Origin of the sequence: Streptomyces himastatinicus ATCC 53653 (genome assembly GCF_000158915.1) — a bacterium.
GTDB classification, from domain to species: Bacteria; Actinomycetota; Actinomycetes; order Streptomycetales; family Streptomycetaceae; genus Streptomyces; species Streptomyces himastatinicus.
On the sequence record NZ_GG657754.1, the window covers coordinates 9,398,105 to 9,409,803 of the forward strand.

Here is an 11,699-nt window from a genome sequence, read left to right on the forward strand (position 1 = left end):
CACCGCCGGGGCGATCGGCTCGGCGCCCACCAGCATCAACCGCACGGCGGACAGGTCGAGTCGGCCGTACACCTCGTCGGGGATCCGCCGTGCGGCCAGCGCGAGGGCGAAGTTGGCCGCGGACAGGACCGTAGCCCGGTGCCGGGCCGCGGTCTCCAGCCACAGCGCGGGCCGTTTGGCGAACGACAGCGGCTCCAGCCGCACCTGCTTGGCGCGGGCGGCGAGCGGGGCCAGATGGGTGCCGATGAGCCCCATGTCGTGGAAGTACGGCATCCAGCTCGCCACCACATCGTCGGACGTGAGGCCCGCGGCGGTGCGGATCTGCGCCAGGTTGGCCAGGACGCAGGCGTGGGTCAGCTCCACGCCTTTGGGCGCCCCGGTGCTGCCCGACGAGAACTGGAGGAAGGCCACGTCACCGGGGGCGGCCTCCGGCAGGAGGCCGGGCGGGTTCCCCTGCCGGAGCGTTTCCAGCCTCAAGAACCGTACGTCGGAGGGGAGTTCGCCCAGCAGCTCCGCGGTGGTCTCGTCGACGGCCACCGGTGGGCGGCCGAGCAGCTCCCACACCGGCAGCAACCGCCCCGCATGCGCCGCCAGCGGCACCGGGACGAGCCCTGCCGCCAGCGCGCCCCAGAACATCGCCTGGAAGTCGTCACCGCGGTCGGCGAGCACGGGGACACAACTGCCGGGGGCCACACCGGCCGCGCGATAGCCCCCGGCCACGCGCAGTGCGTCGTCCCGCAACTGCGCGTACGTGACGGTCCGCTCGCCACCGTCTCCCCGCATATGCACCAGCACCTGGTCGGGAGCCACCTCGGCGGCGTCCAGCAAGACGCGCAGGAGCGTGGTCTCGCCATTCGGTCCGGACATCAAGGCTCTCCTCGTTCGCTCGCTTCCACCCTGAGGGAGGGGCGAACGGGAGCACCAGGTTCCGGCCATGGACGACCCGTGCGGACCGGGCGGACCAGACGGACCGGGCGGAGAGCTACGACGACGCCGCGGCCGCGTCCGTCCGGGACGCGGCGGGCGCCACCGGCTCGCCCTCCCGCTCCTCCGGCAGCTTCAGCAGCAGCGTCAGCACGAAGGCCACCAGGTACAGGGCGAGGAAGACGAGCGTGACCCCGCCCGCGCCGACGAGGGGGAAGAACAGGCTGGCGAGCGCCGGGCCGACGAAGGCCGCGCCGCCCGCGCCCAGGTTGAGCAGGGCCATCGAACCGCCCTTGTTCTCCGGGGCCATCGACGGGATGAGCGCCGAGATGGGAACGAAGCCCGCGAGGGTCGCCCCGTAGAACATGCCCGCGAGCACCGCGACCCAGAAGTAGTCCGGGCCGAGCCACACCGGTACGAAGTACAGCGTCGTGACGCTGATCGCGCAGCCCAGGGCGCCGAAACCGGCGATGGTCGTGCGCCAGCCGATGCGGTCGGAGAGCACACCGAAGATGAGGTTGAAGAAGATGTTCGTGCCGTAGATGATCGCCAGCAGCTGGAGCCACTTGTCCTCGCCGAAGCCGATGTCGTCGGAGAAGATCCGCGGCAGGTACACCAGCATGCCGAACTCGGGGGCCGTGTTGATGACCCGGACCAGGCAGCCCACCAGGACGCGCGGATGGGTCCAGATGATGGAGACGGAGTTGAGCAGGCTCTGCCCGGTGGTGACCTCCGGCGGCGCCATCCGGTCACCGCCGGGCCTCCGCCGCGCGCCGACCAGGGCGATGGCGCCGCCGAGGAGGATGAGGGCGAGGGCGGACCACAGTGTGCCGAGGCGGCCGAACGAGGGGATGGTCAGGCTCGACCACAGCGAGCCGAGGGTGGGCAGGCCGCCCGTGAAGGCGAAGTAGAACCAGCCGACAGCGGTGCCGAGCCGGGCCTTCGGCGCCGTATTGGTGATCCATACGAGGAAGCCGAACGCGAAGAGCGGGTAGCCGAAGCCCCGGATGCCGTAGAAGAGCAGCATCAGCGGGTAGTTCTCGGTGCCCAGCGCGAAGAGCAGATACGCGGCATCGAAGACGGCCCAGATCACCAGGCCGATCCACATCACCCGGCGCGGCCCCCACACCTGGCAGAGCGCACCGGAGAACCAGGACGCCAGCATGACGGCGATGCCGTACACCGTGATGACGTACCCGGCCCGTACGTCCGTCGCGGCGCCGTGGTCGGCCATGTACGGGGCGATGAAGCCGGATTCGACACCATCGCCGATCATGAACAGGAGCACGCCCACATAGCCCAGGACCAAGGCTTTCGGCATCGCTACCTCCACTCTGAGGTGTGACGGAGTACGTGACCGCAGATACTCAAGCGCGCCGAGAGAAATATCAAGAGTCTTGGTAAAAATAACGAGCCGGGATGTTAATTATTCTGCCTCGTTCACCTCATTCACCTCGATCACCCGCACATCGGTCAGCTCCCGCATCTCCCGCAGCAGCTCCTCGTCCACCGGGCCGGTCAGCAGCACATGGTCGAAGGAGTCCACGCTCTCCAGCCGGTGCAGCGCCCGGCGGCCCACCTTGCTGTGGTCCATGAGCAGTACGCTCGTCGCGCCCGCCTGCCGGGCCGCCCGCTTGATGCTGACGATCTCCTGCTCCTGGTGGAACGTCATGCCCGCGGTCATCCCGGAGGTGGACAGCACGGTCAGGTCGACGGAGACGCCGCTGATCATGTCGATGGCCGGCAGTCCGATCCATGAGTCATGGGTGCGCGAGTACTCGCCGCCCACGCAGATCAGCCGGATGCCCTCGGCCCCCCTCAGCTCCTCCGTGATCAGGCGGTAGTTGGTCACCACGGTCAGCGGCCCCACCTCGGGCAACAGCCGCGCCAGGGCCAGCGCCGTGGTCGAGTCGTCCAGCATCACCGACATCCCCGGGGCCACGAACGACAGCGCGGCGCGGGCCAGCACCTCCTTCTCGTCGGCGTGCGCGTGCAGCCGGAAGTCCGAACTGGACTCGAAGACCATCGAGGGCTGCGCGGAGACACCGCCGTGGTATTTGCGCAGAATGCCGCGGTCCGCCAGCTCGGCGATGTCCCGGTGGACCGTCATCAGGCTGACGCCGGTCAGCTCGGCGAGCTCGGCCACGGTGGCATCCCCCCGGGCCAGGACGTGGTCGACGATCAGTTGGTGTCGCTGTTGGCGCGCACCGCGCGAAGACGGGAGAGTCATGGCTCCATCCTGCCGTGCCGATTTCTCACATGTAACCAGTGACAAGTCACAGAGAGACTGTTAATTTCGCTGTGACGCAACGACGCAATCATCAGCCAGGAGATCAGGGGTACGCATGGCCGACGCAGTGGTCTTCGACATGGACGGCGTCCTGGTGGAGAGCGAGCATCTGTGGGAGGAGCTGTGGACCGCGTACGCCGCGGCACACGGCCGTTCCTGGGGCCCGGAACAGACCCGTGACGTGCAGGGGATGAGCGCCCCCGAGTGGGCCGCCTACCTCACCCGGTTCTGCGGGGAGGGCGATCCCGCGGAAACCACCGAACGGACGGTCGTCGACGGCATGGTCCAGGCGCTGGCCGACGGGCGCATCGAGCTGCTGCCCGGAGCCCGCGAGATGATCACCGCCACCGCCGAGCGCGGACCCGTCGCGCTCGCCTCCTCCGCGCCGCGCCGGGTCATCGACGCCGTCCTCGTCCACCACGGGGTCGACCACCACTTCAAGGCGACCGTCTCCAGCGCCGAGGTGCCGCGCGGAAAGCCCAGCCCGGACGTCTATCTCGCCGCCGCGAACGCACTCGGCGTGGCCCCGGAGCGCTGTCTCGCGGTCGAGGACTCCAGCAACGGACTGCGCGCCGCCGCGGCCGCCGGGATGACCGTCGTGGCCATCCCCAATCCGCAGTACCCACCGGCCGAGGACGCCCTCGCGGCCGCCGCCTTCCGCTCCCCGGACCATGGCGCCGTACGCGACTTCCTGCTCAGCAAGCTCGACGCCCGAGGGGAGTGACCGACATGACCACGGTCCTGGTAGCAGGCGACGACTTCATCGCCCCCGACCTCTTCTCCGCCGCCCTCGGCGAGGCCCTGCCCTCCGCCGGGCTGACCTTCCGCACGCTGCGCACCCGCTGGCCCAACGAACCCTTCGGCCCGGTCGGCGCCGACGCCGACGGGAACGGCGGCGTCAAGGAGGCCAGCGGCACCGAGGACCAGGTGCTGGAGGCGCTCGGCGACGCGAGCGTCGCCCTCACCCAGATGGCTCCCTTCACCGCCCGTGTCATCCGCGAGGCACCCCGGCTGAAGTTCATCGGCGTGGCCCGCGGCGGCCCCGTCAACGTGGACGTGGCCGCCGCCACCGCCGCCGGGATCCCCGTCACCTTCACCCCGGGGCGCAACGCCGCCGCGGCCGCCGAATTCGCCGTCGGCCTGATCCTCGCCTCGCTGCGCCGCATCACCTTCGCCGACGCCGCCCTCAAGGAGGGCATGTGGCGCGGCGACTACTACGCCTACGAGAACGCCGGTCTCGAACTCGACGGCGCCACTGTCGGCCTCGTCGGCTACGGGGCCATCGGCGCGATCGTCGCCCGCGTGCTGCGCGCCTTCGGCGCCCACGTCCTCGTATCCGACCCGTACGCGGACAAGGCCAAGGCGCAGGCCGACGGTGTCGAACTCACCGCCCTGGACGACCTGTTGCGGCGCAGCTCGGTGGTGAGCCTGCACGCCCGGGTCACCCCCGAGACGCGGCATCTGCTCAACGCCGACAACCTCGCCCTGCTGCCCGAGGGCGCCGTCCTCGTCAACTCGGCCCGCGGCGATCTGCTCGACTACGCCCCGCTGCCCGCCCTGCTGGAGTCCGGCCGGCTCGGTGCGCTCGCCCTCGACGTCTACGACGTCGAACCGCCCCCGGCCGACTGGCCGCTGCACCGCGCGCCCAACGTCATCACCACGCCGCATCTGGCGGGCGCCACCCGGCAGACCGCCGACCGGGCCGCCATGATCACCGCCGCCGAGGCCGCCCGGTTCCTGCGCGGCGACCCGCTGCGGCACGTCGCCAACCCGGAGGTGCTGACCGGAGGCCGATCATGATCGTCGGAGTGGACATCGGTACGTCGGTCACCAAGGCCCAGCTGATCTCCCGCGACGGCCGCACCACCCCCGCCCACGAGGCCCGCAGCACCGTCTACACCCTGCCAGGCCAGCGCGTCGAACAGGACCTGGACGACGTCGTGGGCACCGTGGAGACCGTCGTACGGGCGGCCCTCGCCGACGCCGCCGAGATGGGCGGCGAACCGGTCGAGGCCCTCGCCCTCACCGGACAGGGCGACGGGCTGTGGCTGCGCGACGCAGGCGGCGCCCCCGTCGGCCGCGCGCTGTCCTGGATGGACGGCCGGGCCGCGGACCGGCTCGACCGGTGGACCGCCGACGGCACCCTGCGCGCCCTGCACGGGCGCACCGGCGTCGGCCTGTTCCCCGGCTCCGCCGCGCCCCTGCTGGCCCACCTCGCCGAACACGAGCCGGAGCGGCTGGAGGCGGCCCATGTCGCCGGGTACTGCGTGGACGCCGTCGTCCAGCGGCTGACCGGCGCCGTGACCGTCGACGCCTCCGACGCCTCGCAGCCGTTCCTCGACGTCGCCACCCGTACGTACGACGAGACCGCGCTCGACCTGTGCGGACTCTCCGGCCACCGACGGCTGCTGCCGGACCCGGCGCCGCCCGGCACCCTCCACCGGCTGCTGCCCGACGCCGCCCGGCGGCTCGGCCTGCCCGCCGGACTGCCGGTCTCCGCCGGCCCGTTCGACATCCCCGCCTGCGCCTTCGGCTCGGGCGTCGCCGAACCCGGCGAGGGCAACCTCATCATCGGCACCACCCTCGCCGCCCAGATCCTCGACAGCGAACCGCGCCCGGCCGCCGCCGACGAACCGGCCGGAATGGTCCTGGCCACCCCGTACGAGGGCCGGTTCCTGCGCGTCATGCCCGCCATGATCGGCACCGCGGGCCTGGACTGGCTGCTGAAGCTGCTCGACGTGAAGATCGAGGCGCTGGACGCGCTGCTCGTACAGTCCCCGCCCGGCGCCTCCGGCGTCACCGCACTGCCGTTCCTGTCCGCCAGCGGTGAGCGCGCCCCCTTCGTCGACGCGCGCGCCCGCGGCCGGTTCGACGGGCTCTCCCCGCTGACCGGGCGCGCCGACCTGGTGCGCGCGCTGTGCGAGGCCGTCGCGTACTCGGCCCGGCACTGCATGGACACCCTCGGCGTCTGCGGCTCCATCACCGCGTGCGGCGGCGGCGCGCGCTCCGGGGAATGGGCACGCATCTTCGCCGGAGTCCTCGGCCGCGACCTGGACGTCTGCGACGACGCCGTGGGCATCCGCGGAGCCGCCCAGACCGCCTGGCACTCCCTGGGCACGCCCGTCGACGCCGCCGCGTGGCGTGCCCCGCGCCGTACCGTGCCCGCCGAGCGCGGGCTGATCGACCACTACGCCGAGGGCTACGCCGACTACCGCCTCGCCCTCGATGCCGCACGCGACGGCTGGAGCACACGATGACCAGGCTCTTCAACGACCCCGCCCGGTTCACCGACGACATGATCACCGGGTTCGCCGCCGCCCATCCCGAGCACGTACGGGCCGTGCCCGGCGGGGTGGTGCGCGCCCGCCCCACCCCCGCGGGCAAGGTGGCCGTCCTCACCGGCGGCGGCTCCGGCCACTACCCCGCCTTCTGCGGTGTCGTCGGCCCCGGGTTCGCCGACGGCTCCGTCATCGGCGACGTGTTCACCTCCCCGTCGGCCGCCCGCGCCCGTTCGGTCGCCGAGGCGGCGGAGGCGGGCGGCGGGGTCCTCTTCCTCTTCGGCAACTACGCCGGTGACGTGATGAACTTCGGCCTCGCGGCACGGCAGCTCACGGGCGACGGCATACCCGCCCACTGCTTCGCCGTCACCGACGACATCGCCTCCGCACCCGCCGACCAGACGGCGCGACGGCGTGGCATCGCGGGCGGCTTCGTCGTCTTCAAGACCGCGTCGGCCGCGGCCGAGGAGGGCGCCCCGCTGGAGGACGTCATCCGCGTCGCCGAGCACACCAACGCCCGTACCCGCACCCTCGGCGTGGCCTTCGACGGCTGCACCCTGCCGGGCGGCGAAACACCCCTGTTCACCGTCCCCGAGGGCCGCCTCGGGCTCGGGCTCGGCATCCACGGCGAACCGGGCGTGAGCGAGGACGCCCTGGGCACGGCGGAGGAGCTGGCCCGCACCCTGGTGACCGGGCTGCTGGCCGACCGGCCCGTCGACGCGGGCGACGGCGGGCGCGTCGCCGTCGTCCTCAACGGCCTCGGCGCCACCAAGTACGAGGAGCTGTACGTGCTGTGGGGCGCCGTGGTCCGGCTGCTGGACGACGCCGGGCTCACCCCCGTACGCCCCGAGGTCGGCGAACTCGTCACCAGCCTCGACATGGCGGGCTGCTCCCTCACCCTGACCTGGCTGGACGACGAGCTGGAACGGCTGTGGCGCGCCCCCGCCGACACCCCCGCCTTCCGCCGCGGCGCCCTGACCGAACCCCCGGCCGGCACGACCGCCGACACCACCGCCGCCGACACCGCCGTACGGAACGCCGAGGCCCCGCGCCGCCGGGACCGGGCCGCCGCCGCGTCCGGCGCGGCGGCCGAGGCCGCGGAGGTGGCCGTCCACGCCCTGCGCGCCGCCCGCGACGTGCTGCACCGGGACGCGGAGGCGCTGGGGCGGCTGGACGCGGTCGCGGGCGACGGCGACCACGGCCGCGGCATGTGCAAGGGCGTCGACGCGGCACTGGCCGCCGCCGAGAAGGCGCACGCCGAACGGCTCGCCCCGGCAGCGGTGCTCACCGCCGCGGGCGACGCCTGGGCGGCCGAGGCCGGGGGCACCTCGGGCGCCCTGTGGGGTGCGGCGCTGCGCGCCCTCGGCGCCGTACTCCCGGCGGACCGGGCGCCCGGGCGCGAGGACCTGGCGTCGGCCGCCATGGAGGCGCTCACCGCCGTCACCTCGCTCGGCGGCGCCGAAGTGGGCGACAAGACCCTGGTCGACGCGCTCGCCCCGTTCGCCACCGCCTTCGCGATGCGGCTGCGCGCCGGAGCCCCGGTGGCCGAGGCGTACGCGTCCGCCACGGCGGAAGCCCGTACGGCCGCCGAGAACACCGCCACCCTGCGCCCCCGCCTCGGCCGCGCCCGCCCCCTCGCCGACCGCAGCGTGGGCACCCCCGACCCCGGAGCCACCTCACTCGCCGCGGTGCTGACCGCGGTCGCCAACCTCCCCACGACGACAGGAAGCGATGCCGTATGACCACCGCGACTCCGTTCCGGATCGTCGTCGGCTGCGACGACGCCGGATACGGCTACAAGGAAGCCCTCAAGCAGGACCTGCTGGACGACCCCCGGGTCGCCGAGGTCATCGACGTCGGTGTGGGCAGCGACGAGCACACCGCCTACCCGCACGTCGCGGTCGAGGCGGCCCGCCGCGTCGCCGACGGCACCGCCGACCGCGCCCTCCTGGTGTGCGGCACCGGCCTCGGCGTGGCCATCAGCGCCAACAAGGTCCCCGGCATCCGCGCGGTCACCGCCCACGACAGCTACTCCGTACGCCGCTCCGTCCTCAGCAACAACGCCCAGGTGCTCTGCTTCGGCCAGCGCGTCATAGGACTCGAACTCGCCCGCGCGCTCACCGACGACTGGCTCGCCCAGCGGTTCGACGAGACCTCCTCCTCGGCGGAGAAGGTGGCCGCCATCCAGAGCTACGAGAGCTGACCCCGGCTCAGGGCGTGTTCGAGGGCAGGTAGCGTGGTGACCGCCAGGCGTGAAGCCGCCGCTCCACCGCGGCCCCCAGCGTGAGGAGCCTGCCGTCCTCGCGGTCACCGGCCATGAGGAGCACGCCCACCGGCAGCTCGTCCACCGACCCGGCAGGCACCGACAGTGACGGGTAGCCCGCCACGGCCGCGGGTGTCGAGGACGGGATCACATCGTTGTCGCCCCGGGCACAGTCCGTCGTCCACGCGGGCGGGTTCGTCGGCGAGGCGATGGCGTCCAGCCGATGGGCGGCCATGGTCTCGTCGATCGAACGCCGGGAGAGGTCCTTCAACTCGGCCCGCATGGCCCGGTAGGCGGGGTCGGTGGTGGGTGGCGCGGCCAGCGCCCGCTCGAACAGCTCCTGCCCGGCGAAGCAGGTCCGCTCCGCCGGGTGGGCGCGGTTGAACTCGACCAGCCCGGCGAGGTTCCGTGGCCCCTCGCGGGTGGCGAGATAGGCGTCGATGTCCCGGTGGAACTCGCTCAGCAGCGCCGGGAATTCCAGCTCGGCCAGCCGTTCCTGATACGGCGGCGTCACCTCGACCACCTCGGCTCCCGCGCTCCGCAGCTTCTCCGCGGTACGCGTCATCACGGCATCCACCTCGGGCCCCAGCGACGGCAGCCGCCACAGGCCGATCCGCTTGCCGCGCAGACCGCCGGGGGCCGTCCGCTCGTCCGGGAGGTGTGCGGCATCGCCGATCGCCGCGAGGGTGAGCGCGGTGTCGGTCACATTGCGGGCCATGGGCCCCGCGGTGTCCTGCTCCGCGGAGATGGGAACGACCCCGTCCTGGCTGACCAGGCCCAGGCTGGGCTTGTGGCCGACCACCCCGTTCATCCCGGCCGGGCACACGATGGAGCCGTCCGTCTCGGTACCGATCGCCACCTGTGCCAGCGACGCGGCGAGCGCGGCACCCGATCCGGAGGAGGACCCGCACGGGTTCCGGTCCAGTACATAGGGGTTGTTGGTCTGCCCGCCCACCGCCGACCACCCCGACGTCGGCTTCTCCGCACGGAAGTTCGCCCACTCCGACAGATTGGTCTTGCCGAGGATCACCGCCCCCGCGTCCCGCAGCCGGGCCACCAGGGCGGCGTCGCGGTCCGGCGGGCTGCCCGCCAGCGCCAGCGACCCGGCCGTCGTGGGCATGCCGCGGGTGTTCACATTGTCCTTGACCAGGACGGGAATCCCGTCGAGCGGACCCCGGACGTCGCCGCGCCGGTGCCGAACATCGCTGGCGGCGGCCTGGCGCAGGGCCGTCGGGTCGGTGCGCAACACCGCGTGGATCGTGGGGTCGATGGCCGTGATCCGCCGCAGATACGCGGTGGTCAGCCCCGACGAGGTCAGCGAACCGTCCGCCATGCGGGCCTGTAATCCGGAATGGTGGCCGTATCGAGATCGAATCCAGCGTCAGCAGCCCGCGCATGCGGCGCGCCCGCGCACAGGGAGCTCACGACCAGGGTGGCGAGCGCCACGGCAGTGCCCCGCCTTTTCACAGTCCTCATGACGATCAGCGCACAATAGGGTGGCGGTCCGCCGCAAGACGCTTTCGCGTCGCCGCCACACCCGCACTTCCCGAACGCCCCCCGGAGCCCGCCCGTGACCACCGCCCCGCAGGCCGAGGCCGCGAAGACCGCCGCGCTGCTGTCCCCCTCACCCACCTCCGCGCCCCGGCCAAAGGCGCCCGCCGCGCCGCCGGTGCGCCGGGTGCCGCTCGCCGTGTCGGGGCTGCTCGCCGCGGTGCTGACCGCGTACGTATGGTCCGCGCACGGAGCCAAGCCCGGTGTCCTGCTGCTGCTCGGACTCGGCCTGGGCATCGCCCTCTTCCACTCCCGCTTCGGCTTCACCTCCGCCTGGCGGCAACTGGTCGCCGTCGGCAACGGCACCGGGCTGCGCGCCCACACCCTGCTGCTCGGCACCACGGCCACCCTGTTCGCCCTGCTCATCGGCACGGGGACCGGGCTGTTCGGGTCCGTACCGGCGCCCTCGTCCGGACCGCTGGGCCTGGGGCTGCTGATCGGCTCGTTCGTCTTCGCCGTCGGCATGCAGCTCGGGGGCGCCTGCGCGTCCGGCACGCTCTTCGCGGTCGGCTCTGGACAGACGTCGATCGTGCTCACCCTCGGCGGCTTCATCGGCGGCGCGACCCTCGCCGCCTGGCAGTTCGACCTGTGGAAGGACCTGCCCGCCCTGGAACCGGTCGTCCTGGCCGACCACATCGGCTGGTTCGGCTCCTGGGCGGTGACGATCCTCGCGCTCGCCGCCATCGTGCTCGTCAGCCGGGGCGTGCAGGCCCGCCGCACCCCGCCGCCGATCGGCCCGGTGCCCTCCGCGCGCGGCGCCGCCGCCCGGGTGCTGCGCGGTTCATGGCCGCTGGCCGTCGGCGCCGTGGCACTGGCCGTGCTGGGGGCCGGAGTGCTGCTGGTGTCCGGCGGGGCGTGGGGCGTCACCAGCGCCTTCAGCCTGTGGGGAGCGGAGCTGGTACGCGCCCTCGGCGGCCATCCGGAGAGCTGGAGCTGGTGGCAGCAGCCCGGAAACCAGGAGATGCTCGCCGGGCCGGTGCTCGCGGACAAGACCAGCCTCACCGACATCGGCATCATGATCGGCGCGGCGGCCGCCGCGGCGCTCGGCGGCACCTGGACGCTCCACCGCGGCGTGCCCTGGCGGACGGCCGTCGCGGCGGTGCTCGGCGGAGTGCTGATGGGCATCGGCGCCCGGCTGGCGGGCGGCTGCAACATCGGCGCGTACCTCGCGGGCATCGCCTCCGGCAGCCTCCACGGCTGGCTCTGGGGCGCCTTCGCCCTCCTCGGCACCTGGGCCGGGCTCAAGCTGCGGCCGCTGTTCGGGCTCGGGAACCCGAAGCCGGGCGACGGCGTCTGCTGAGGTACCGAGGGGGACCGAGGGGTGCCGAGGGAGTCGGCACGCTCCTGACTCTCCAGTACAAGAGCACCGCGCCCACGCGCTAATGTGCGCGCG

The 11,699-nt window shown here is 73.0% G+C and carries 9 protein-coding genes and 1 pseudogene; 6 read left to right on the forward strand and 4 right to left on the reverse strand.

From position 1 onward, the window contains the following. The 3 genes from SSOG_RS39795 to SSOG_RS39805 form a co-directional block, all read right to left on the reverse strand. The coding region (locus SSOG_RS39795; protein ID WP_039939811.1) for an AMP-binding protein at positions 1-867 on the reverse strand (867 nt) is incomplete at its 3' end. 115 nt (positions 868-982) lie between these two features. After that, entirely contained in the window at positions 983-2,245 is a 1,263-nt protein-coding gene (locus tag SSOG_RS39800; protein WP_050800118.1) for an MFS transporter, read from the reverse strand. 105 nt (positions 2,246-2,350) lie between these two features. Then, entirely contained in the window at positions 2,351-3,154 is an 804-nt protein-coding gene (locus tag SSOG_RS39805; protein ID WP_009719979.1) for a DeoR/GlpR family DNA-binding transcription regulator, read from the reverse strand. 115 nt (positions 3,155-3,269) lie between these two features. On the opposite strand from SSOG_RS39805, the gene SSOG_RS39810 reads away from it, so the two are divergent. From SSOG_RS39810 to SSOG_RS39830, 5 genes are read left to right on the forward strand one after another with little or no spacing between them, the layout of a single operon-like run. Further along, entirely contained in the window at positions 3,270-3,938 is a 669-nt protein-coding gene (locus SSOG_RS39810) for an HAD family hydrolase (RefSeq protein ID WP_009719980.1), read from the forward strand. Between the two features lie 5 nt (positions 3,939-3,943). After that, positions 3,944-5,014, forward strand: coding sequence for a 2-hydroxyacid dehydrogenase (locus tag SSOG_RS39815; RefSeq protein WP_009719981.1), 1,071 nt, complete (start codon positions 3,944-3,946; stop codon positions 5,012-5,014). Continuing rightward, positions 5,011-6,471 (forward strand): FGGY-family carbohydrate kinase, encoded by a 1,461-nt coding sequence (locus SSOG_RS39820; protein ID WP_009719982.1) that lies wholly within the window; start codon positions 5,011-5,013, stop codon positions 6,469-6,471. Before SSOG_RS39815 ends, SSOG_RS39820 begins: the two co-directional genes overlap by 4 nt. Then, the gene (locus SSOG_RS39825; protein ID WP_009719983.1) at positions 6,468-8,234 is read left to right on the forward strand and encodes a dihydroxyacetone kinase family protein; all 1,767 of its coding nucleotides are present in this window, start codon (positions 6,468-6,470) and stop codon (positions 8,232-8,234) included. Before SSOG_RS39820 ends, SSOG_RS39825 begins: the two co-directional genes overlap by 4 nt. Then, positions 8,231-8,695 carry a ribose-5-phosphate isomerase gene (locus tag SSOG_RS39830; protein ID WP_009719984.1) on the forward strand — a complete coding sequence of 155 codons (465 nt, stop codon included), beginning with the start codon at positions 8,231-8,233 and terminating at the stop codon, positions 8,693-8,695. Before SSOG_RS39825 ends, SSOG_RS39830 begins: the two co-directional genes overlap by 4 nt. Positions 8,696-8,702: 7 nt before the next feature. Here SSOG_RS39830 and SSOG_RS39835 read toward each other — a convergent pair. After that, a pseudogene (locus SSOG_RS39835) lies at positions 8,703-10,231 on the reverse strand (amidase). Positions 10,232-10,325: 94 nt separating this feature from the next. On the opposite strand from SSOG_RS39835, the gene SSOG_RS39840 reads away from it, so the two are divergent. Then, positions 10,326-11,606, forward strand: coding sequence for a YeeE/YedE family protein (locus SSOG_RS39840; protein WP_009719986.1), 1,281 nt, complete (start codon positions 10,326-10,328; stop codon positions 11,604-11,606). Positions 11,607-11,699 lie beyond the last annotated feature (93 nt).

Excerpts from the sequence above, each read along its gene's own strand:
- SSOG_RS39800 (WP_050800118.1), bottom strand. The coding sequence starts at position 2,245 with ATGCCGAAAGCCTTGGTCCTGGGCTATGTGGGCGTGCTCCTGTTCATG.
- SSOG_RS39805 (WP_009719979.1), bottom strand. The coding sequence starts at position 3,154 with ATGACTCTCCCGTCTTCGCGCGGTGCGCGCCAACAGCGACACCAACTG.
- SSOG_RS39810 (WP_009719980.1), top strand. The coding sequence starts at position 3,270 with ATGGCCGACGCAGTGGTCTTCGACATGGACGGCGTCCTGGTGGAGAGC.
- SSOG_RS39815 (WP_009719981.1), top strand. The coding sequence starts at position 3,944 with ATGACCACGGTCCTGGTAGCAGGCGACGACTTCATCGCCCCCGACCTC.
- SSOG_RS39820 (WP_009719982.1), top strand. The coding sequence starts at position 5,011 with ATGATCGTCGGAGTGGACATCGGTACGTCGGTCACCAAGGCCCAGCTG.
- SSOG_RS39825 (WP_009719983.1), top strand. The coding sequence starts at position 6,468 with ATGACCAGGCTCTTCAACGACCCCGCCCGGTTCACCGACGACATGATC.
- SSOG_RS39830 (WP_009719984.1), top strand. The coding sequence starts at position 8,231 with ATGACCACCGCGACTCCGTTCCGGATCGTCGTCGGCTGCGACGACGCC.